Origin of the sequence: Nocardia sp. 852002-20019_SCH5090214 (genome assembly GCF_001665865.1) — a bacterium.
In the GTDB taxonomy this organism is placed as follows: domain Bacteria; phylum Actinomycetota; class Actinomycetes; order Mycobacteriales; family Mycobacteriaceae; genus Nocardia; species Nocardia nova.
The window spans coordinates 47,788-69,656 of record NZ_LZMK01000078.1 but is presented as its reverse complement, the minus strand read 5'-3'; the positions used below and the strand labels follow the sequence as shown (position 1 = coordinate 69,656).

Genomic DNA, 21,869 nt, shown 5'->3' with positions numbered 1-21,869 from the left:
GCCAGCAGGGGGACTTTCCGAGCTGACCGTCGACCTGGTCTAGCGCGAGGCGATCTCGGAGGGGCGCGACGAATTCGAGTTCGTTGATCAGCCAGTGCCGGCAGCGATCGCGTTCGTCGATGGTGGGTTTGTTGTCCGGGGGCGCGCAGTGCACGGGGGCGGTGACGCGGGTGCCGAGCAGCCGGAGGCCGTCGTCGCGGCGGGTGGCGGTGGGCTGGGTGGCGGCGCCGATGGCGTAGAGGGAGGCGAAGAGCACGTCGCCGCTGCGGTCGCCGGTGAACATGCGGCCGGTGCGGTTTCCGCCGTGGGCGGCGGGGGCGAGGCCGACCAGCAGCATGGCGGCGTCGGCGGGGCCGAAACCGGTGACCGGGCGGCCCCAGTAGGTTTCGTCGCGGAAGGCGGCCCGCTTCTCGCGGGCGACCTGCTCGCGCCAGGCGACCAGTCGCGGGCAGGCGCGGCATTCGGTCAGTGCCGTATCCATGGCCTCGAGGTCGGGATAGTCGGCGGATGCCGCCGCGCCGGCGTTCGGTGGTTCGCTGCGGCTGGTGCGACGCACCATCGGTCCTCCGTTCGGTCGATGCCCCTGCGAGTCTGCCCGTTCGGTGGCGGTCGTGTCACACCTACCCCTTCCGATAGCTGACCGTTTGCGATCTACGCCACGCCGTCCGGTATCTGCCGATTCGTGGCATGTGGGCGATTCGTTCGATCCGGCGCGAGGTGTTCGCGGTGGCGACGAGAATCCCCGATTCCCGGGACGGAGGCCGCTGTCGGTCGAAAAGCCGACAGGTCGCTGGTACCGGACCGGTCGGATGATCAGCTGTCCCGGCAGCAGACGTGCAGGTCCGTAGCTTTCGATGTTGATAGCATGGCGTTTCCAGCCGGACGGTCCGCCGCAGCACCGGTTGCGCGGCCCAACGCGATCACATCGAGAGAGTTCTTGCATGCAGTTCGAAATCGTCGAGCGGGACGAGACGTGGGTCGCCGGGCTACCGGTGCGCAGTCCGAAACGTGCCCTCGGAGAACTGCGCGATCGTGATCTCGAGGCCGCCTGGGCCGCCGTCCTGCATCAGGAACTGGGCGGCCCGCTGGCCTGCTCCTATACCGATTACGCCCACGATCTGGGCACGTTCAACACCCAGATCGTCGGCTACGAATGCCTCTCGTTCGACCGGGTGACGCGCGGGCATATCGTGTCCCGTCTGCCCGCCGGCGCCTATGCGCGTTTCTCCGCTGTCGGCAATTTCCCGCAGATCATGACCGACCTGTGGACCCAGATCGCCTACGCCGAGGAACACAATCAGATCAAACGCACCTTCACCGGGGATTTCGAATGCTATCCGCACGCGTACAAGATCGATCTGTACCTGGCGGTAGACCCCCGATGACGTATTCGATCGTGGTCCGCGACGCGGCCATCTACGGCGGTCTGGTGGTGCCGCGGGTCCGGCCGAGTTTCAAGGTCAGCAACAGCGAACTGATCGAATTCCTGCGGGACCGGCTGCGCGATCGTGAGATCGGCGGTCCGCTCTACACCGTGTACGTGCCCGACCCGGCCGGAAATTACAACGTGCTGGTCAGCTACGAATATCAGGCGCCGAAACAGGTGCCGGTCGGCGATGTGATGATTCGCGTCCCGAAGGGCGTATATGCCCGATTCGAACCCAACGGTGATTATCACGATCCGGTCGAGGACGTCTGGGCTCAGGTCGACGACGCCACCGCGTCGGCCGAGATCACCCGCGCTTATCGCGAGGAGATCGAGGTGTGGCGTGGTCCCGACCGGCTGGAGTTGTTCATCTCAATTCTGGTGTGATTTTCGGTTGCCAACGGGTAACCAAATGGGAACCGGGCGGTCTTTTTGTTCTGTGTGGTGTATGACACCGACCTGGATGACCTCGATCGATACCGCGCGTCGCGCTCAGGTTTCGGAAGATTTGCCGGACATCTGGTCAATTCCGGAGGGATGACGGATACTTCCCTAGGTGGCCATACCCGACACCGGCGGTACCGCATGCCGAGCGGAGGTGGCCGAAAGATCGCGCCGCGCCGCGCAGCAACAGAGTAGGAACCGTATGACTGGGCTGGATGTCGCACCGGAGGCGCTGCGACGATATGGCTGCTGACCACCCTGTGCGACCCCGCCGGACGGGCCCCGTCGCGGTCCTCGGCGAATTCTCCGCCGCACCTCTCCGCGAACTCACCGCGATTTCATCGCAATACGTCGATACACTAGCGTCGGTTCAGGGCGAATTCATCGACGCTCGGGGCGTGGACGTCCTTCCCTTGACATGCCGTGGATAGCGCGATCGGAGACAAGGTGCCTCGGCGAACACTCGACTCGTTGGTGACCCAGGTCGCCGCGGAGTTGATGGGTGTCGACGCCACGACGATGGTGGCGGCGACCGAACGAGTGCTGGCCAAACTGGTCGACTACTTCGACGTCGATTTCAGTTTCGTCCGCCATACCGACCGGGAACGCCGGGCGACGGTGCTGGTCGCCGAATGGCCGCAACGCCAGGACGTGCCCGACCCCGACCCGCTGCGGGTGGTGTATTTCGAGCAGGCCGATTCGGTGTTCCGAGCCGTCGAACACGCCACCGAACCGATGATCGCCCGCCCCACCCCGGAATTCTCCGACTATCAGGAGACGATTCGCCGTTCCGGACTGAGCGATGTGACGACCGCGACCGTTCCGCTGATGTCGCGCGGTGAGCCGACCGGATTGCTCGGATTCATGAAACGGGGCGATCGGCAGTGGAGCACCCGGGAGATCAACGTCCTGAAGGCGATCGCGGCGCTGCTGGCGCAATTGCAGGCCCGGGTGGTGGCCGAGGAACGGCTGCGCTACATCGCCCTGCACGACGACCTGACCGGACTGGCCAACCGGCGCGCCCTGCTCGAACATATGGAGGAGCGGCTGCGGCCGGGCAGTTCGGGACCGGTCGCCGCATTCTTCCTCGACCTCGATCGGCTCAAGGCGCTCAACGATTTTCTGGGGCATACCGCCGGTGACAATTTCATCCGCACGCTGTCGGCGCGGCTGAAGGAACACCTCGATCCGAACGACATGATCGCGCGGCTGGGTGGCGACGAATTCGTCATCGTGCCGGCCAAACCCGTGGATCCGGTCGCGGCCGAACTCGAGGCGACCCGGATTCAGCAGTTGATCACCCGCCGGGTGTCGGTCGGCGGCGAAACGGTCAGTCGCGGCGCGAGTGTGGGTGTGGCGCTGGGCATGCCGGGCGAGACCACCGTCGCGGATCTGTTGCGCCGCGCCGACCACGCGTTGCTGTCGGCGAAATCCGGCGGGGGCAACGGGGTCGCGGTGTTCACCGACGCCATGCGCGCGCAGTTCGAACTGCAGGACGACGTCGAGTTGAATCTGCGCGGCGCCGTCTCCGACGGTTCGCTGCTGCTGCACTATCAGCCCGAGGTGGACCTGCGGACCGGGCGCATCGTGGCGCTCGAGGCGCTGGTGCGCTGGCAGCATCCCACCCGCGGGCTGCTGCCGCCGGGTGCGTTCGTCGGGGTGGCCGAGGCGACGAATCTGGCCGGTGAACTCGGTCGCTGGGTATTGCGCACGGCCCTGGCGCAATTCGCGAAATGGCGGCGCGCCGGGCTGGCCTCGAACGTGGTGATCCGGATCAACGTCTCACCGGTGCAGTTGGTGAGCCTGGACTTCGTGGAATGCGTCGAGGATGTGCTGCGCCGGCACGGAATCGACGGCAGTTCGGTATGTCTGGAGATCACCGAGCACGTCGTGGTCTCGGATCTGACCCGCACCCAGGTGACCTTGCGCGGACTCAAGCGCATGGGCGTGCAGATCGCGATCGACGATTTCGGCACCGGCTACAGTTCGCTGTCGCATCTCAAGGCGCTGCCGGTGGACGCGGTGAAGATCGACCGCGGTTTCGTGCAGCGGCTCGGCGCCAGTACCGACGATCTGGCGATCGTGAAATCCATTGTGGGACTTGCCGGTTCGTTCGGTCTCGGGGTGGTCGGCGAAGGCGTGGAGACGGCGGTCGCCGCGCGCACCCTGGTCGGCCTGGGCTGCTACCGGGCGCAGGGCTTCCTCATCGCGCGGCCGATGCCCGCCGACGAGGCCGAACCGCATCTGGCGGAGGGGCGGATCCCGCTCGACCTCGAACTCCCGCGGGTTTCCCGTGGGGCGCATCGGATCTGATTCCTCGGTATGGCAGGCGCCGAATCCGTGGGTTCGCCATGGCTGCTGGTGGAAACGCTCGCGCCCGCGAATGGTCCGACCATCGTCGCCGACGGGTCGCGCGTCCGGGAATGGACGAGTCTGTCGCGCGCCGGGCGCTCGCTCGGGGCGGGTGCCTCCGCGCTGGCCGCCGCTGCCGTCGATACCGCGGCAGCGGCCGTTCCGTCCGCGACGTCCGGGGCGGTCACGGCCGACGGCCGGATCGTGTTGTCCGAGGGCGGCTGGACCGCGATCGCGGTGCCGGTCTTCTGTTCGTTCGGGGCGGTGCACGGGGTGCAGCTGTGGGTCGGCGCCGAGGGACGGCGACCGCCGCCGCGGAGCGCGGTCGCGGCATGGGACTGGGATTCCGATACCGAACTCGCCCACCACGGCCCCGGCCTGGAGGAACTCGCCTTCGCCCGCGCCCCCGACCAGGTGCGGGTGGTGCGCACGCCGCCGGAGGTGTTCGGGCGGATGGTGCGCTTCGACGAGCGGATGGCCTACACCGCGGTGGTGGCGGGCACCGACCCGGCCGGGCGCTGGCAGGGGGAGCTGGCGATTCGCGGTGACGACGAGATGGTGCGCAACTTTCAGCTGGTGATCCGGGTGCATCGCGAGGATCCGCATCTGGCCGCCTCGACCCGCACCGCGCACGTCACCCGGGCGCTGCTGCACGAGATCACCGACGTCAGCCCGCCGCGCCCGGATACCGATCTGGCGATCACCCGGGCGGTGTCGCGGTCGGCCGATGCCGGTGTCGGCTTCGTCGAACTGGCGATGGGGCTGGTGTACGAGTGGATCAGTCCGCCGCCACCGCCGCTGGAACGGTGGAGCACCGAACGGCCGGTCGTGCATCCGGATGATCAGCGGGACTACCGGGCGGCGTTCGCGGCCGTATTTGCCGGTGAAATCGACTCCCCGGCAAGGAAACTCGTGTTTCGGCTGCGGTTCGAGGACACCGAATGGATTCCGGTGCGCGCCGAGCTGTCGCGCTTGGGGTCCGAGCGCGCCCACGGCATGATCCGGGTCCGGCCCGCCGCCGGGTGACGCGTCGTGACAGGGCGGTGCGGGCGGTTGGTGCATCCTTCGGCGAGCATTCATCCGGTGTTCGTCCCGCCGGTTCGCGGGGCGGGAACGATCGGCGCGTGCGCATCGCTCAGCTGGCGAACTTCTACGGGCCGCGTTCGGGCGGGCTTCGCACCGCACTGCATCATCTCGGCGCCGGATATGTGGCGGCCGGGCACGAGGTGGTGCTGATCGTGCCGGGCGCGCGCCGGGACGAGGAGGTCCTGCCCAACGGTGTGGTGCGGATGACCGTGCCGGCATTGGGGATTCCGTGGACGGGCGGATATCGCGCGGCCGATCCCCGTCGAGTCGCCGATCTGCTGGCCGGGCTGGCGCCGGATGCGCTCGAGGTGTCGGACCGGCTGACGCTGCGGGGGTTCGGGCGGTGGGCCCGCCGCCGGGATGTCGCGTCGGTGATGATCTCGCACGAGCGCCTCGACCGGTTGCTCGGCCAGGTGCTGCCCACCTCGGTCGCACGGCGGGCCGCCGACGTCGCCAATCGTCGCACCGCGGCCGACTACGACATGGTGGTCTGCACCACCGCGTTCGCCCGCGCGGAATTCGACCGGATCGACGCTCCGAATGTCGCCCTCGTCCCGTTGGGTGTGGATCTGGAGTTGTTCGCGCCGCATCGCCACGATCGGGCCCTGCGCGCGCGGCTCGGGGGCTCGCATCTGGTGGTGCACTGCGGGCGGCTGTCGGTGGAGAAGCGGGTCGATCGCAGTATCGAGGCCGTGGATCAGCTGCGCCGGGGCGGGGTGAACGTGCGGCTGGTGGTAGCCGGAGACGGGCCGCGCCGCGACGCGCTGGTCCGGCAGGCGCGCGGTGTGGCCGCGCTGCCCGACGGGCGTCCGGGCGTACATTTCGCCGGATTCATCGACGACCGAACGCATTTGGCGACCCTGCTGGCCAGTGCGGATATCTCGCTCGCACCCGGGCCGCACGAAACCTTCGGGCTGGCGGCGCTCGAGGCGCTGGCCGCCGGCACCCCGGTGGTGGCCAGTCGTTCCTCGGCGCTGGCCGACATCGTGACCGCCGAATGCGGGGCCGTGGCCGCCGATCACCCGTCGGCCTTCGCCGAGGCCGTCACCGATGTGCTGGCCCGTCCGGCGGCGCAGCGACGGCGCGCCGCGCGCTCACGGGCCGAACAGTTTCCGTGGCCGGCCGCGGTCGCCGGGATGTTGTCGGTATTGCGCGGATTGTCGTAGCCGTGACGTGCCCGTGCGGCCCGGTACGGATGCGGTGTGTCGGGGAACACGTATGCTCCAGGGCAACGGAGATAGTCAGTCCGGATGCCGGCCCAGCACCGACATCACACCGCAGAGCATTCGAGGAACGGCGTGCGTGATCGCTTGAAGTCCGTGAGCGGCAAGAAGACTCTGGTCACCGGCGCGGCCAGCGGAATCGGTCGGGCGACCGCGATCGCCGCCGCCGCGCAGGGGGCCGAACTCGTCCTCACCGATATCGATGCCGCCGGACTCGCGGACACCGTCGAGGAGATCGGGCGCACCGGCGGCAAGGTGCTGGAATCGCGGGCTCTCGACATCAGCGAGTACGAGGCGGTCGCCGCCTTCGCCCAGGATGTGCACGCTCGGCACGGCAGCCTGGACGTGGTGATGAACGTGGCCGGCATCTCGGCCTGGGGCACCGTCGAGAATCTCGAGCACCGGCACTGGCGTTCGCTGGTCGACGTGAACCTGATGGGCCCGATCCACGTCATCGAGAGTTTCGTGCCGGAGATGGTGCGCGCCGGTCGCGGCGGGGCGCTGGTCAACGTGTCCTCGGCCGCGGGGCTGCTGGCATTTCCCTGGCATGCGGCCTACAGCGCCAGCAAGTACGGGTTGCGCGGCGTATCGGAGGTGCTGCGTTTCGATCTGGCCCGGCACGGGATCACGGTGCATCTGGTGGTGCCCGGCGCGGTGAACACCCACCTGGTGCAGACCGTCGAGATCGCCGGTGTGGACCGCGACGATCCGCGAATCCAGCGGTACGTGAAGCGTTTCCAGTCGCACGCGGCCTCACCCGACCAGGCCGCGCGAGCCATCTTCCGCGGCATCGAGAAGAATCGCTTCCTCGTCTACACCTCGTTCGACGTGCGCTTCGGCTACTGGTGGGCGCGAAAGTTCGCCTGGCCCTACGAGTTCACGATGCGTCGCGCCAACGACCAGTTCAACCGCTTCCTGCGCTGAGCGGGACTCATCCGCACATCTTTTCGGCGCACCCCGTCACGTCGGCGTCCTCGGCCACACGGCTCGCCGAGGCCGGGTTCTCGCATCCCTCGCCTTTCGTGCAGTCGATGCTCACATCCAGGGTGCGCGCGCCCGGGCCCTCGTCGCCGAGCCGGTCGTGATAGTTGACGATGCGGCAGCTGCCCAGTGACAGGCAGCCGCAGCCGATGCAGTCGGTGAGGCTGTTCCGCAGCCGGGTGAGCTGTTCGATGCGCTGATCGAGGTCGGTGCGCCACGTTACCGACAATCGTTCCCAATCCTTGCGATTGGGGGTGCGCCCCTCCGGTAGGGTGTCGAGAGCCTTGCGAATTTCGCTGAGCGGAATTCCGACGCGCTGCGAGATCCGGATGAATGCCACCCTGCGCAGCGTTTCCCGTGAGTACCTGCGCTGGTTTCCGCTGGTGCGGCGGCTGGCGATCAGGCCCTCGCGTTCGTAGAAATGCAGTGCCGACACCGCGACGCCGCTGCGTTCCGACAGTTGGCCGGGGGTGAGCTCCTTGGCTTGCCACGTCGTATGCTGCATACCTCAACGATACTTCAGGTTTTTGGCGGCCGGGCGAGAACCGGGAACTTCGCCGCCGCGCAGCGGCCGATATCGGCGGGCGCCGGATCCGGCCCGGTCGGCGAACAATTCCGTGCCAACCCGGCGGCGGCCCATTACGGTCGGGATATGGGACCAGAGGCTGTGCCCCCGGCGCGACCGTTTTCCGTGACGACCGAGGTCGGGACGCTGCGCGCGGTACTGCTGCATCGCCCGGGCGATGAGCTGCGCCGACTCACGCCGCGCAACAACGATCAACTGTTGTTCGACGCCATCCCCTGGGTGGAGCGGGCTCAGCAGGAGCATGAGATCTTCGCCGACGTGCTGCGCGGCCGCGGCGTCGAGGTGCTGTTGCTCGCCGATCTGCTCACCGAGACGCTCGCGGTCAGCGGCGCCGGACGCAGTATGGGCATCACCGCCGCCGTCGACGCCCGCCGCATCGGTTACGCCCTGGCCGAGGATCTGAAGACCTATCTGCGCGCGGTGCCCGCACCGGATCTGGCGCGAACTCTCATGGCCGGCATGACCTTCGACGAATTGCCGTTCGAACCGGATGCCGCCTCACTGGTGCGGCGCATGCACCAGGGCACCGATTTCGTCATCGATCCGCTGCCGAATCTGCTGTTCACCCGCGATTCGTCGTTCTGGGTGGGGCCCAAGGTGGCCATCACCTCACTGGCGCTGCCGGCCCGTGCCCGCGAAACCTCGCTCACCGATCTGGTGTACGCGTTCCATCCGCGCTTCCTCGGCGTGCGCCGCGCCTACGAATCGCACACCGCGCCGATGGAAGGCGGTGACGTCCTGCTGCTTTCGCCCGGTGTGGTCGCGATCGGGGTAGGGGAGCGCACCTCCCCGGCGGGGGCGGAAGCCTTGGCGCGCAGTCTCTTCGACGACGCCCTCGCGCATACCGTGCTGGTGGTGCCGATCGCGCAGAACCGGGCCACCATGCACCTGGACACGGTGTGCACCATGGTCGACCGCGATGCGGTGGTCATGTACCCCGGTGTGCAGAATTCGTTGCGCGCGTTCACCATTCGGGCCGACGGCGATTCGGTGCGGATGAGCGGGCCGGACCCGTTCCTGCCCGCCGCGGCCGAGGCGATGGGCATCGACAAACTCCGGGTCATCGACACCGGGCTGGACGGGGTGACCGCCGAACGGGAACAGTGGGACGACGGCAACAACACCCTCGCACTGGCGCCCGGGGTCGTGGTGGCCTATGAACGCAACGAGAATACGAATACACGGCTGGCCGACGCGGGCATCGAGGTGCTGACCATTCCGGGATCCGAACTGGGTTCCGGTCGGGGCGGGCCCCGCTGCCTGTCCTGCCCGCTGTCGCGTGACGAGGTGTGAAAGCCGATGCTGGATATCCCGGTCGACCATCAATCGACGGTGCCGCCGTACGAACAACTGCGGCTGGGCATCGTGGCCCGGGTGCAATCCGGCGAACTCACCGCCGGTACCAAGATTCCGACCGTGCGCGCGCTCGCCGTCCAGCTCGGCTTGGCGCCGAACACCGTCGCACGCGCCTACCGCGAACTCGAACAGGACGGTGTGCTCGAGACCCGGGGCCGGCTCGGGTCGTTCATCGCCTCCTCCGGGGATCCGACTCGCGACGCGGCCGGGCGCGCGGCCACCGAATACGTTGCCGCGGTACGCCGATTGGGTCTCGACGACGAGGCGGCGCTGCGCTACGTGCGGGCCGCGCTGGGCGAGACCCCGTAGCCGGATCGGACCTCAGCGCCAGCTGGGCAGCCAGAGGTGGTCGTGCCAGTTGCTCGGCGTGATCGGCAGGGCGGTGAGGATGGGCCACAGCCAGATGAAGTTGGCGATCACCAGACCCAGATACAGGCATACCAGGAGTAGTCCGAGGCTCCGGCGCTCGCCGGCCAGCGCGAACCATCGTCCCGACCGGGCCCGCACGAGCGGTGCCGGGCCCAAGATGTCACCGAGCGTCAGGGCCAGACCCATCACCAGGAACGGCGCCATCGGAACCGCGTAGAAGTAGTACATCTGCCGGTCCAGGTCCGCGAACCACGGCAGCAGCCCGGCGCCGTAGCCGACCAGCATCGCCGCGTACCGCCAGTCGCGCCGGGTCGCGGTGCGCCACAACGCCCAGGCGAGCATCGGCAGCGACAACCACCACATCGCCGGTGTGCCGATCAGCATCACGGCCTTCACGCAGACCGACTGCCCGCATCCGGTCACGCCGTTGTCCGCGTAGTAGTACAGCATCGGGCGCAGACCCATCGGCCACGACCACGGCTTGGATTCCCAGGGATGATGGTTACCGGCCGAATTGGTCAGGCTTTCATGAAATTTCAGCGATTCGGCCTGGTTGTGCCATAGCGAGCGCAACGCGTCCGGCACCCACGACCAGGTGCCGCCGGCGCCTACGGCATTGCCCACCGAATAGCGGTCGTAGCCGTCCTCGCTGGCGAACCAGCCCCAATAGGACGTCAGATAGACCAGCAGCGGAATCAGCACCAGCGCATACAGGGCGGGTCCGATATCACGGACCGCCGTACCGACCCAGGGGCGCGGCACCCCGTAGGCCTTGCGCGCGGCCACATCGAAGCACACCGTCATCAGCCCGAAGAACAGGATGAAATACAGGCCCGACCATTTGGTTCCGCACGACAATCCCAGCAGCAGACCGGCTCCGAACCGCCACCATCGCACCCCCAGTCGCGGGCCGAAGGCGCTGAATGCGATGGCGGCGCTCCCGGTGCCCGCCGTGGTTACGCGCGCTGCCGCCTCCAGGCCCGTCGCTCGCGCCGCGGGCGCTATTCGGCCCTCGGCGTCGGCCCGGGCGAGGCGCGCCCGCATCTCGTCGCGGTCGACGATCAGGCAGCCGAAGGCGCCGACGACGAAGACCGCCTGGAAGATGTCGAGCATGCCGATGCGCGAGGACACGAACGTCACGCCGTCGGCGATCAACAACACGCCCGCGATCGCGCCGATCAGCGTGGACCGGGCCATCCGCCGGGTGATGCGGATGACCAGCAGGACCAGCAGCGACCCGAAGACCGCCGCGGTGAAGCGCCAGCCCCAGCTGGTGTAGCCGAATATCGCTTCGCCCAGCGCGATCATCTGCTTACCGACCGGCGGATGGACCACCAGCCCGTAGGCCGGGTTGTCCTCGACCCCGCCCCCGGTGAGCATCTGCCAGGCCTGCGGTGCGTAATGCTTCTCGTCGAAGACCGGGGTGCCGGCGTCGGTCGGGTAGTTCAGCATGGTGAACCGGGTGACCGCGGCGACCGCCGTCAGGAATATGGTGACCAGCCAGCCCCGGGCCCGGTCGGTCGGTCCGAAATCGGGTGCGGGGCGCAGCGGCGCCGGACTGGACAAGGCCGGGCCCGCGCCGATCGCCGGTCGCGTATCGGTCAGCTGGGTCACGCTCCGATCGTATGCGGTGTGCGGCGGTGGGCTGCGCGGCGGTGAGCCGACCCGCACGGCGCACCTGCGGCCTCGGGCGCGATTGCGCACCCGGGTAGCGTTTGCCCGGACCGGGCGCGGGTGCGTGGTGGCCGGTCCGGATGGTGGGGCGGCGGTGGAAAGGACGGCGATGGGCGAGCACGACGGGCGGTTGGTGCTGGCGGCGACGCCGATGGGCGATATCGGTGACGCGTCGCAGCGGTTGCGCGACGCCCTGGCGAGCGCGGACGTCGTGGCCGCCGAGGACACGCGCCGGACCCGGGCCCTGGCCAAGGCGCTCGAGGTGGAGATCACCGGACGTGTGGTGAGTTTCTACGATCACGTCGAGGCGGCGCGAATCCCGTTGTTGCTGGACGAGATCGAGTCCGGTAAGACGGTCCTGCTGGTCACCGATGCGGGGATGCCCTCGGTCAGCGACCCCGGCTACCGGATGGTCGCGGCATGTATCGAACGGGATCTGCCGGTGACGTGCCTGCCCGGCCCCTCGGCCGTCACCACCGCGCTGGCCCTGTCCGGATTGCCGATGGAACGGTTCTGCTTCGACGGCTTCGCCCCGCGAAAGTCGGGGCAGCGCAAGCAGTGGCTCGCGACCCTGGTCACCGAGCCGCGCGCGGTGGTGTTCTTCGAGGCACCGCACCGGCTCGCCGACTGTCTGGCCGATGCGGCGGAGGTCCTCGGCCCCGAACGCCGGGCCGCGGTGTGCCGGGAGCTGACCAAGACCTACGAGGAGGTCGTGCGCGGCGGACTCGGTGAGCTGGCGGCATGGGCCGTCGAGGGTGCGCGCGGAGAGATCACGGTGGTGGTCGAAGGGGCGCAACCGGTCTCGGCCGATCCCGTCGATCTGGTGGACGAGGTGGAGGAACTGGTCGCCGACGGAATTCGCCTCAAGGACGCGTGCGCACAGGTCGCCGCGCGTGCGGGCGGGGTGTCGCGCCGCGAACTCTACGATGCGGTCCTGGCCGCCCGCGCGGAATAGTCCCGGGGCGCCCGCCTGCCGCGGTTCGGTGGCACCGTCGCCGCCGTGCCCGGCGCGAGCGCAGGAGCCTCGCTCGCTACGCGTGCACCGGTGCCGACGCCAAACCCAGTGCGGCGTTGGCGAATTCGATGAAGGTGGGCGCTAATTCGGGTACGCGCTGTGCGCCGTCGCGGACCAGGACACGGCGGGTGCGCTCGCCGATGGCGTCGGGCACCAGCGCGATCAGCTCGTCCGACAGTTCCGGTATCCCGGGGTCCGCGGCGCGGGCCTTGTCGTGATATTTCCGGTACATGGTCGTGAACCGGTCCAGCGCCATGTCCCGGAAGTCGGTGCTCGCTTCGCCGACCAACAGAGATTCCACCAGGATCAGCCGCGCGAAATCCGGTTCGGACGCGATCACCGCGCAGAACGTGGTGATCACGGTGGCGATGCGGCAGCGCGGATCGGCATCCCGGGGCAGTTGTGCCAGTTCGTCGACGATCCGGGCGCGGATCATCTCCATACCCGTGTGGACAGCCTCGACGAAGCAATGTTCTTTGTTGCCGAAGTGTTCGTAGAAGGTGCTTCGCGATACGTGGGCACGGGCGACGATATCGGTGAGTGTCGTCGCGGAAAAGCCACGGGCGCCGACACATTCGACCATCGCGCCGATGAGACGGCCCCGAGGGGTGCCGAGCGCCTGTGCGCGAACGCTGCGGTGGCGCTCGGCGAATTCCGCATCCATAACCGGCTCCGGTCGCCTACTTGGGTTCGATGTACTTCGGGAACACCGGCTCCGGCGCGGGTAGGGCCAGTCCGGCCTCGATCGGTGTGGCGATGTCGGCGAAGGTGCGCGCGGTCTGGCCGAGTTGGTCCAGAATCCGCCCGGCCGAACCCGGAATCACCGGCTGCACCAGGATCGACACGATCCGCAGCACCTCGAGGGTTACGTACAGCACGGTCGCCTCGCGGGCCACGTCCTCGGGCGTGCCCGATTTGGCCAGCGCCCACGGCTGCTGTGCGGAGAAGTACTTGTTCGTCTCGCCGAGGGTCAGCCAGATCGCCTCGAGCGCCAGATGTAGTTGCTGGCCGTCGAATTCGGTGCGGCAGCGCTCCAGCAAGCCGTTCGCGCGATCGAGCAGCTCCCGGTCGGCCTCGGTGAATTCGCCGGGAGTCGGGACGGTCGAATCGAAGTCGCGCGCCACCATCTTCAGGCTGCGCTGCACCAGATTGCCGTATTCGTTGGCCAGGTCGGTGTTGATCCGCCCGACGATGGCGTCGTGGCTGTAGGAACCGTCCTGGCCGTAGGAGATTTCGCGCAGCAGGAAGAACCGCACGGCGTCGAGGCCGTACTGGTCGACCAGCGCCAGCGGGTCCACCACATTGCCGACCGATTTCGACATCTTCTCGCCCTTGTTGAACAAGAAGCCGTGCACGAAAACGCGTTTCGGCAATTCGATACCCGCCGACATCAGGAAGGCCGGCCAGTAGACGGTGTGGAACCGGGTGATGTCCTTGCCGATGATGTGCACATTCGCCGGCCAGAACCGTTGGAAGGCGGCCGAATCGGTATTCGGGAATCCGACACCGGTCAGATAGTTGGTGAGCGCGTCCACCCACACGTACATCACGTGCGCCGGATCACCGGGCACCGGCACACCCCAGTCGAAGGTGGTGCGCGAAATCGACAGATCCTTCAGGCCGGCCTTCACGTAGCTGACGATTTCGTTGCGCCGGGTGGCGGGCAGAATGAAATCCGGTGTGTTCTCGTACAGTTCGAGCAGCCGGTCCTGATATTTCGACAACCGGAAGAAGTAGTTCGACTCCTCGGTCCATTCCACCGGGGTCCGGGTTTCGGTCGCCAGTCGCGTCCCGTCCTCGGTGACGGTGGTCTCCTCCTCGGTGTAGAAGGCCTCGTCGCGCACCGAGTACCAGCCCGAATAGGTGTCGAGGTAGATATCGCCGTTGGCCTGCATACGCTCCCAGATCGCGATGCTGGCGGCGAGATGATCCTCGTCGGTGGTGCGGATGAATCGGTCGTAGGAAATGTCGAGCGCCTTGTCCATGCGTTCGAACACATCCGAATTGCGCGCGGCGTATTCCTCCACGGAGACGCCGGCGGCGCGCGCGGCCTGCTGCACCTTCTGGCCGTGCTCGTCGGTGCCGGTCATGAAGAACACGTCGTAGCCGTCGAGTCGCTTGAACCGGGCCAGCGTATCGGTGGAGATGTACTCGTAGGCATGGCCGATATGCGGCGCGCCGTTGGGGTAGGCGATCGCCGTGGTGATGTAGAAGGCCGGTGACGTGCGTTCGGGTGCGCTCATGGTGTGTCCACTCTAATCCGCCGCCGATAATCCCTCGCGTCGATATCCCGTCGTCCACTCCTCGCTCCCGCCGGGTTCACCTGCCGTCGGTGCGGTGTGTCTAATCTGGTCCGATGCCCGGTAAACGACCCGCACCCGAGCCGCCCGAACCGCTGTCGCCGTTGATCGACGCGCACACCCATCTCGATGCCTGCGGCGCCGAGGACGCGGAATCGGTTGCCGCCATGGTGGATCGGGCCGCCGCGGTCGGTGTCGGCCGGGTGGTGACCATCGCCGACGACCTGGATGCCGCCCGCTTCGCCGTCGACGCCGCGCACTGGGATCCGCGTGTGTACGCCGCGGTCGCACTGCATCCGACCCGGGCGAACGCCCTGGACGATGCCGCCCGCGCCGAACTGGAGAAGCTGGCCGCCGACCCCCGCGTGGTCGCCGTCGGCGAGACCGGGCTCGACTACTACTGGCCCGGCAAACTCGACGGCTGTGCCGATATCGAGGATCAGGTGGAGGGCTTCCGCTGGCATATCGACCTCGCGAAACGGCTGGGGAAGCCGTTGATGATCCACAACCGCGAGGCAGATCACGACGTGCTGGCGGTCCTGCTGGACGAGGGTGCGCCGGACACGGTGATCTTCCACTGCTTCTCCTCCGACGCCAATATGGCGCTGGCCTGTGTGGCCGAGGGGTATCTGCTCAGCTTCTCCGGGACGGTGAGCTTCAGGAACGCGCACGAATTGCGCGAGGCCGCGAAGCTGGTGCCGGACGAGCAGATCCTGGTGGAGACCGATGCGCCGTTCCTGACGCCGCACCCGTTCCGGGGCGCGCCGAACGAGCCGTACTGCCTGCCCTACACCGTGCGCGCCCTGGCCGAACTGCGCGAACAGGATCCCGCGGCACTGGCCGAGATCACGACCGCCAATGCAGAGCGGGTCTACCGGTTGCAGCGGGGCTGAGGCCGCACGCGTGCGGTGCGTCACATAACTCGCGACCGGAATGCGAGGTGTGCTCCAGTTCACTTACGATTGCGCGGTCGTGATATTTCCGGATCGTCGATATCGAATCGTGATGTGGAAATCCCCTGTTCCACGGCATGTAGTTGCCAGGGACTGACCCCCTCGTTATCGTATTGTGACCATGCCGGAGTTTCGGATATCCGCTCTCCAGCGGATCAACACGTCGCGCTCGCCGCTGCTCTACGCGGCGATCGCCGCGATGCTGATCACCCTGATCATCGGGGCGAGTCTGGCGATCGTCAGCCGCAAGACCGTCATCCTGGTCGTCGACGGTCAGCGCACGACCGTCACCACGATGGCCGCGAGTGTGAAGGGTGTGCTCAAGGCCGGCGGCTACAAGCTGGCCGGTAAGGACTCGGTGTCGCCGTCCGGGGATGCCGACGTCGTCAACGGTGCGACCATCACGCTCAATCGCGCCCGGCAGCTCTCGCTGACCTTCGACGGCAAGACCAAACAGGTGTGGACCACCGCGTACACCGTCGCCGACGCACTGTCTCAACTGCAGCTGCCCGGCGACGTTTTCGTCTCGCCCTCGCGTCCCACCCCGCTGCCGTTGCAGGGCGCCGTGCTGGCCGTCACCAGCCCGCGCACGGTGCAGCTGTCCGACAACGGTGAACCGATGAGCTACGTGCGGCTGGCGGCACCGACGGTCGGGGAGCTGCTGCAGGTACAGGGCGTGCCGCTGACCGGCGAGGACACCGTGGAGCCGGTGGCCGTCACCCCGCTGCACGACGGTATGAAGATCACCGTCACCCGCAAGCACACCGAGAAGGTCACCGAACGCGAACCTCTCGACCCGACCGAGAACGTCATCGAGGACACCGACCTCAACATGAGCCGGACCGTCGTCGAGAATCCCGGCAAGGCCGGGGTGCAGGACGTCACCTACGCCGTCTCGATCGTCAACGGCAAGGAAACCTCGCGTGAGGCCGTCGGGCATACCGTCGTCGTCCCCGCCCAGCCCAAGACCGTCCGCAAGGGCGCCAAGCCCGGTACCGAAGTTCCGCCCGTGCGCGACGGCGCGGTCTGGGACGCGCTGGCCAAGTGTGAATCCGGTGGCAACTGGGCGATCAATACCGGCAACGGGTATTTCGGCGGTATCCAGTTCGACCAGAGCACCTGGTCCCGGCAGGGCGGACTGAAGTACGCCGAGCGGCCGGATCTCGCCACCCGGGAAGAGCAGATCGCCATCGCCGAGGTGACGCGGGCCCGGCAGGGCTGGGGTGCCTGGCCCGCGTGCACGAGTCGCTTGGGAATCAGCTAGTCACATCAGGGCGCCGCCGTCGACGCGGATCTCCGAGCCGGTGATGTAGCGGCCGTCCTCGGAGGCGACCATGGCGACCACGCCGGCGACGTCGGCGGGTTCGCCCAGGGCGCCGCCGTTGAGCCAGCCGGTCAGGCGGGAGAAGAGGTTCCAGTCGGCGTCTTCGGGGGTTTGCAGATTGTTGGTGATTCCGCTGGTGATTCCGCCCGGGACGATGTTCACCGCGCGCAGGCCCTTCTGTGAATACTCCAGCGCGACCGCATGGGTCATCGCGTTCACCCCGCCCTTGGAGGCGGCATAGGCGGCCATATACGGATTCGCGCCGAGTGCCGCGGTGGAGGAGAAGTTCACGATCACCGGATGTTCGGACTGCAGCAGCGTCGGGATGGCCGCCTGCATCATCAGGAAGGTGCCGGTGAGGTTGATGCCGATCACCTGATTCCAGCTCTCGAACGCCATCTCGTGGGTGTGCGCGGTACGCATGATTCCGGCCGCGTTGACCAGCACGTCCAATCCGCCGAGATGGTCGACGGCCGCGGCGACGGCCGGGCGCACCGATTCCGGATCGGCCACGTCGACGGTGACCGTATGGAGCCGCTCGCGATCCGCGCCCACCTCCGCCACGGTCTCCTTCAGTCCGGGCTCGGGCATCGGGCGGGGCATCGTGGTGCGCATGCTCGCCGAGGGAGCGCATGTGGTGGGCGCCGACATCTCCGAGCCCGCCCCGGTCACCACCACCCGTCGTCCCTCGTGCCTGCGCATCATTGCGGCCGTCCTCTCGTGCTGCTTCGGGTGCGGTGAGACCTGATGTGCCACCGCCTGTTCCGCGAGTACACCGAAACTAGAACGTGTATCAATTGACGTCAACGCTCCGCGACGCCCCGGCCTGGGGATTTCCGGACCGTGCGGTGTGTGCACCGTAAAATCAGCAGATCCCAGATGATGTGAGGTGCCATGCGGTTGTCGAAATGTTCGGCTCGAATGCGGTGGCCGCTCGTGGTCGCGGCCCTGTTCACCGCGTTGGCGCTCGGCTCGGTCGTCGCGGTGCCGGACGCCATTGCCGAGCCGGCCGGAACGACGGTGTCGGTCACCGCGCAGCCGGACGGCTGGCACGGTATGACCGGGGCGGCGCTACTCGACTATCGGACGACGACCTCGCGCGGTGAGCCCGTCCCCGCCAGCGGTGCGGTGTTCCTTCCGCCGGGCGAACCGCCCGCGGGTGGCTGGCCGGTGGTGGCCTACGACCACGGCACGAGCGGGCTCGGCATGGGATGCAGCGGCATCTCGAATCCGGGTACCGCGCCCTACCCGTCCGGCCGCGCCAAGGAAGACCGCATCCTGCAGTACTTCCAGTCCAAGGGATTCGCGGTGGTCGCGCCGGACTATCTCGGGCTGGGTGCGTTCGACACCGGTCCGCATCCGTATCTGGAACGGCAGTCCGAGGCGACCGCGACCATCGACCTGCTGCGGGCAGCGCGTGCGACCTATCCGCAGCTGTCGCGCACCTGGATCGCTGTCGGTGCGTCGCAGGGTGGTCAGGCCGCTCTGGGTACGGGTCATCTCCAGCAGAGCTATGCGCCCGACCTGGACTTCCGCGGGACCATCGCGGTCGACCCCGAATCGGATCTGGAGCACGTTCTGCCCATCGCCGGGCCGTGGGTGCCGAATATTCCGGAGATCGGCGACGGCAGCACCGCCTTCATCGCCGGAGTGCTCGTCGGAATGCGGGAAACCCGGCCCGATATCGACGTCGACAGCTATCTGAGCCCGCGTGGGCGCCAACTGCTCGACAGCATCGGCAGCCTGTGCCTGGACGGGATGATCGCGCAGGTCAACGGCGCATCGCTGGGCGATCTGCTGTCGCGGCCGCTGGGCGACCCGCGGTTCACGGCCGTGCTCACCGACTATCTGGCCGTGCCCACGAGCGGCTACGACGCTCCGATCCTGTTGCTGCTCAACGCCACCGACCGCACCGTGCCCTCGCCGCTGCACGCCGCGCTGGCCGCCCAGCTTGCCGCGAACGGCGTGGACTCGCAATCGGTGGTCGGCACCGGGCAGCACTGCGACCTGAATCCGCAGATGTGGGCGGCGATCGACGCGTTCGTCGCGCGGGTGCAGTCCACGCCGTACCGGCCCTAGCCGCACTGATACCTTGTCGGGCGTGTCCGAACCTGTGAGCGAAGCCCGTGGCCTGGCCGAACTGCTCGGTCCCGCCGAAGTGCGGGTGCTGGCGGAACGGTTCGGCGTGCGCCCGACCAAACAGCTCGGACAGAACTTCGTGCACGACGCCAACACCGTGCGGCGAATCGTCGCCACGGCCGGCGTCGGACGCGACGACGTGGTGCTCGAGGTCGGCCCCGGACTCGGCTCGCTGACCCTGGCACTGCTCGACGTCGTGGATCGGGTCGTCGCGGTGGAACTGGATCCGGTTCTCGCACAGCATCTTCCGGAAACCGTGTCCGACCGCGCCACCGGGCTCGCCGACCGGCTGACCGTGGTGCCCGGCGATGCGCTGCGCGTGTCGGCCACCGATATCCCCGGTGAGCCGACGGCGCTGGTCGCGAACCTGCCCTACAACGTAGCGGTACCCGTGCTCCTGCACCTGCTCGCCGAATTGCCCAGCATCCGAACGGCTTTGGTGATGGTTCAGGCCGAGGTGGCCGACCGGCTCTCCGCCGAACCCGGCTCCCGCATCTACGGCGTCCCGAGCGTGAAAGCCGGATTCTTCGGCGCCGTCCGCCGCGCGGGAGCCGTCGGCCGCCAGGTGTTCTGGCCGGTTCCGCAGGTGGAGTCGGGACTGGTCCGCATCGAGCGCTACACCGACCCACCGTGGTCGCTCGACACCGCCCACCGCGAGCGCGTGTTCGCCGTAATCGACGCAGCTTTCGCGCAGCGCCGCAAGACATTACGCGCCGCCCTGGCGGGGTGGGCGGGATCACCCGCCGAGGCGGAACGGCGATTGGTCGCGGCGGGAATCGCGCCTACCGCGCGGGGGGAAACCCTCGACACAGCAGCCTTCGTACGCCTCGCCGAGCAGGGGTGACCAGATCAGGTCACGTCCTGGGATATCGAAGGCCTTCAGACCGTCGCCGCCAACGCTGCCGCTATTGCTGATTCGATCAAGACGGCATCGGACACCGGTCAGCAGCAGGGCGATTGGACGTCGTTCCCGGTCAAATATCACATGATCAAAGTCAACTATCCCGGAGACTGAAGGCGAATCGGTATGCGTCGGAAATTGGTGTTTGCTGTCTGCGTGGCCGCCGTCGTCGTCCTCGGTGCGGTGGACTTCTATTACTCCACGGTCCGATACGAGGCGTGGACATGGATGTTCACGCCTCCGCCTCGTATCGACGGCACCGACTACGGTCGCGTTGCCGCGCCGGCCGACAGCGCCGAGCTCGACAAACTGCAGAACAGGTACGGAAAGCCGCACGACAGCGGACGCCGGTGGCCGCTTCCGTTCCGGATCGAGGAATCGTCGCGGCGTTGTGATTCCGAACCGTGGGTGTTGTACGTGCACGGATTCGACGGCAAGGTCTATCCGTACGTATTGAATTCAGGGTGTGTCTGAACGCACTGGACGACGGCTTCGTCGGTCAGAGCGATCTTTTCGCTGTGGCCGGCGGATTCGATGCGGACCGATACCGGTCCGGTGGCGGGGACGTCTTCCTCGGTGGGGAACCAGATTCGGCCCGACCGTGCCAGGATGAGCAGCCCGTCGTGGCTGCCGATCGGGGCGAATTCGGATAGTTGTGGCGGGAAGGGTGGGAGTTCGAAGGCCTCGGCGAGGTGGCGTACGGCCCGGCGCACGTCGGGCACGCCGATGCCGACCTCGCTGATCGACAACAGGTGCGGGGTTTCGCCCGGGCTGCCCGGGGTCGCTCGATCGGCCTGGCGCGCAATCAGTTCCAGCAGACTTCCGTCCGGCCCCCGGAGATACAGCGATCGAGAATCCCATCCTTCCGGGCCGTCGATGATGTCGGAACCGCCGACCGTGAGCAATTCGGTCCGCTGCCGCAACCAACGGCGGGCCAGGTCGAAGTCGTGTGGCGAGATGCCGAACGCGAGATGGTGCACGCCGTCGAAGGCGGCGCCCGCGGTCACCCTCAATCTGCTGGAGCCGATCTCGACGACAACACCGTCAGGCTGCGCGATCACCGGAAGCTCGAGCACGTCGCGGTAGAACTCCGCCGTGGCGTCGAGATGTGTTGTGGTGAGCTCGACTTCGAGGATCTTCATCGCGGCGCCCTTCGGTGGGAAACGGTCGCCTCCGACGCTAAAACCTGAACCGCGGTTAACGTCAAGATCAGGCAGCGGACCCGGGCAAAGGTGTGATGATCACATGCGACTCGGATCGTGTGGGCGGGAGTCCGCGGTCGGCAAGTCTTGTGACCGGGGTGCCGGCGCGGCGGTGGCGGCGGGGTTGTCGCTCGGCGGGGTCAACGGGATCGGCAGCGGTATCGGGGGAGTGGCGGGGCGGTGGCGGGTGATCAGGACCGAGTAGGCGCAGAGGGACGCCATCACGGTGAATCCGCCGCTGACCAGTATGTTCTTATTCATCGAATTGCCGCTGACGAAGGGCGTGCCGATGGCGAGGAGTATCGAGCCCACCGCGCACAGTGCCAGGCTCGCCCGGAAGACCTGCTGTCTGTGGTCGTCGAGGGCGCGTGCGAGAAACATCGCGGCGATGCTGACGAACCAGATCACCAAACCGATCCCGAACAGGATGCTCATGTGGTCCCTGCCTTGTCCTCGTGCGCGGCCGGTCGCTGGGAAACAGGCCGACGCGACAGCGCATTCTTCTCTTCGGACGGAAAGTATGGCGGACCGGGGCGGG

At 67.6% G+C, this 21,869-nt stretch carries 23 protein-coding genes; 15 read left to right on the top strand and 8 right to left on the bottom strand.

Features of this window, described 5'->3' with window-relative positions; all coding sequences use genetic code 11:
- Positions 1–481 (bottom strand): uracil-DNA glycosylase family protein (locus A5780_RS07610; protein WP_304528416.1); only part of this gene is annotated, 481 nt, incomplete at its 3' end.
- A 460-nt stretch (positions 482–941) separates the two neighbouring features.
- Between A5780_RS07610 and A5780_RS07605 the strand changes: the two genes are divergently transcribed.
- From A5780_RS07605 to A5780_RS07580, 6 genes are all read left to right on the top strand, one after another.
- Positions 942–1,385, top strand: a complete 444-nt coding sequence (locus A5780_RS07605) for a GyrI-like domain-containing protein (protein ID WP_030515188.1) — start codon at positions 942–944, stop codon at positions 1,383–1,385.
- Positions 1,382–1,813: an effector binding domain-containing protein gene (locus tag A5780_RS07600; protein WP_030515189.1), complete on the top strand. Its 432-nt coding sequence runs from the start codon at positions 1,382–1,384 to the stop codon at positions 1,811–1,813. The genes A5780_RS07605 and A5780_RS07600 overlap by 4 nt, the downstream gene beginning before the upstream one ends.
- Positions 1,814–2,368: 555 nt before the next feature.
- Positions 2,369–4,183 (top strand): bifunctional diguanylate cyclase/phosphodiesterase, encoded by a 1,815-nt coding sequence (locus A5780_RS07595; protein ID WP_051755924.1) that lies wholly within the window; start codon positions 2,369–2,371, stop codon positions 4,181–4,183.
- A gap of 9 nt (positions 4,184–4,192) precedes the next feature.
- Entirely contained in the window at positions 4,193–5,248 is a 1,056-nt protein-coding gene (locus tag A5780_RS07590) for a GAF domain-containing protein (protein ID WP_064908100.1), read from the top strand.
- A gap of 98 nt (positions 5,249–5,346) precedes the next feature.
- On the top strand, positions 5,347–6,474 hold the full coding sequence (locus A5780_RS07585; RefSeq protein ID WP_064901809.1) for a glycosyltransferase: 1,128 nt from the start codon (positions 5,347–5,349) through the stop codon (positions 6,472–6,474).
- 84 nt (positions 6,475–6,558) lie between these two features.
- A complete protein-coding gene (locus A5780_RS07580) occupies positions 6,559–7,455 on the top strand; it encodes an SDR family oxidoreductase (protein ID WP_064901808.1) in 897 nt (298 codons plus the stop codon).
- Between the two features lie 7 nt (positions 7,456–7,462).
- Here the strand turns inward: A5780_RS07580 and soxR are convergent, their stop codons facing one another.
- Positions 7,463–8,017, bottom strand: a complete 555-nt coding sequence (gene soxR, locus A5780_RS07575; protein ID WP_064901807.1) for a redox-sensitive transcriptional activator SoxR — start codon at positions 8,015–8,017, stop codon at positions 7,463–7,465.
- A 147-nt stretch (positions 8,018–8,164) separates the two neighbouring features.
- On the opposite strand from soxR, the gene arcA reads away from it, so the two are divergent.
- Together arcA and A5780_RS07565 are read left to right on the top strand one after the other, a co-directional pair.
- Positions 8,165–9,391 carry an arginine deiminase gene (gene arcA, locus A5780_RS07570; RefSeq protein WP_063009294.1) on the top strand — a complete coding sequence of 409 codons (1,227 nt, stop codon included), beginning with the start codon at positions 8,165–8,167 and terminating at the stop codon, positions 9,389–9,391.
- A 6-nt stretch (positions 9,392–9,397) separates the two neighbouring features.
- On the top strand, positions 9,398–9,763 hold the full coding sequence (locus A5780_RS07565; protein WP_030515196.1) for a GntR family transcriptional regulator: 366 nt from the start codon (positions 9,398–9,400) through the stop codon (positions 9,761–9,763).
- 12 nt (positions 9,764–9,775) lie between these two features.
- On the opposite strand, the gene A5780_RS07560 is transcribed toward A5780_RS07565, so the two are convergent.
- On the bottom strand, positions 9,776–11,437 hold the full coding sequence (locus tag A5780_RS07560) for a dolichyl-phosphate-mannose--protein mannosyltransferase (RefSeq protein ID WP_064908099.1): 1,662 nt from the start codon (positions 11,435–11,437) through the stop codon (positions 9,776–9,778).
- A 169-nt stretch (positions 11,438–11,606) separates the two neighbouring features.
- Between A5780_RS07560 and rsmI the strand changes: the two genes are divergently transcribed.
- Positions 11,607–12,452: a 16S rRNA (cytidine(1402)-2'-O)-methyltransferase gene (gene rsmI, locus A5780_RS07555; RefSeq protein WP_063009300.1), complete on the top strand. Its 846-nt coding sequence runs from the start codon at positions 11,607–11,609 to the stop codon at positions 12,450–12,452.
- Between the two features lie 76 nt (positions 12,453–12,528).
- On the opposite strand, the gene A5780_RS07550 is transcribed toward rsmI, so the two are convergent.
- Positions 12,529–13,176, bottom strand: a complete 648-nt coding sequence (locus A5780_RS07550) for a TetR/AcrR family transcriptional regulator (protein WP_064908098.1) — start codon at positions 13,174–13,176, stop codon at positions 12,529–12,531.
- 16 nt (positions 13,177–13,192) lie between these two features.
- Positions 13,193–14,755 (bottom strand): methionine--tRNA ligase, encoded by a 1,563-nt coding sequence (gene metG / locus A5780_RS07545; protein WP_030515200.1) that lies wholly within the window; start codon positions 14,753–14,755, stop codon positions 13,193–13,195.
- Between the two features lie 113 nt (positions 14,756–14,868).
- Between metG and A5780_RS07540 the strand changes: the two genes are divergently transcribed.
- Positions 14,869–15,705, top strand: a complete 837-nt coding sequence (locus A5780_RS07540) for a TatD family hydrolase (RefSeq protein ID WP_063009304.1) — start codon at positions 14,869–14,871, stop codon at positions 15,703–15,705.
- 196 nt (positions 15,706–15,901) lie between these two features.
- The gene (locus A5780_RS07535; protein ID WP_063009457.1) at positions 15,902–17,029 is read left to right on the top strand and encodes a resuscitation-promoting factor; all 1,128 of its coding nucleotides are present in this window, start codon (positions 15,902–15,904) and stop codon (positions 17,027–17,029) included.
- Here A5780_RS07535 and A5780_RS07530 read toward each other — a convergent pair whose 3' ends face one another.
- The gene (locus A5780_RS07530) at positions 17,030–17,740 is read right to left on the bottom strand and encodes an SDR family NAD(P)-dependent oxidoreductase (RefSeq protein ID WP_231982884.1); all 711 of its coding nucleotides are present in this window, start codon (positions 17,738–17,740) and stop codon (positions 17,030–17,032) included.
- Here A5780_RS07530 and A5780_RS42465 point away from each other — a divergent pair.
- From A5780_RS42465 to A5780_RS07515, 4 genes are all read left to right on the top strand, one after another.
- Positions 17,703–17,837: a hypothetical protein gene (locus tag A5780_RS42465; RefSeq protein ID WP_255407239.1), complete on the top strand. Its 135-nt coding sequence runs from the start codon at positions 17,703–17,705 to the stop codon at positions 17,835–17,837. The two genes, A5780_RS07530 and A5780_RS42465, sit on opposite strands and share 38 nt — an antisense overlap.
- Positions 17,838–18,010: 173 nt before the next feature.
- Entirely contained in the window at positions 18,011–19,168 is a 1,158-nt protein-coding gene (locus A5780_RS07525; protein ID WP_156769405.1) for an alpha/beta fold hydrolase, read from the top strand.
- Positions 19,169–19,190: 22 nt separating this feature from the next.
- Positions 19,191–20,072: a 16S rRNA (adenine(1518)-N(6)/adenine(1519)-N(6))-dimethyltransferase RsmA gene (gene rsmA / locus A5780_RS07520; RefSeq protein ID WP_063009309.1), complete on the top strand. Its 882-nt coding sequence runs from the start codon at positions 19,191–19,193 to the stop codon at positions 20,070–20,072.
- Between the two features lie 183 nt (positions 20,073–20,255).
- Entirely contained in the window at positions 20,256–20,603 is a 348-nt protein-coding gene (locus A5780_RS07515; protein WP_146102304.1) for a hypothetical protein, read from the top strand.
- Here the strand turns inward: A5780_RS07515 and A5780_RS07510 are convergent.
- Positions 20,570–21,271: a VOC family protein gene (locus tag A5780_RS07510; RefSeq protein WP_064908096.1), complete on the bottom strand. Its 702-nt coding sequence runs from the start codon at positions 21,269–21,271 to the stop codon at positions 20,570–20,572. The genes A5780_RS07515 and A5780_RS07510 overlap by 34 nt on opposite strands.
- A gap of 99 nt (positions 21,272–21,370) precedes the next feature.
- Positions 21,371–21,766: a hypothetical protein gene (locus tag A5780_RS07505; protein ID WP_064908095.1), complete on the bottom strand. Its 396-nt coding sequence runs from the start codon at positions 21,764–21,766 to the stop codon at positions 21,371–21,373.
- Positions 21,767–21,869: the final 103 nt, after the last annotated feature.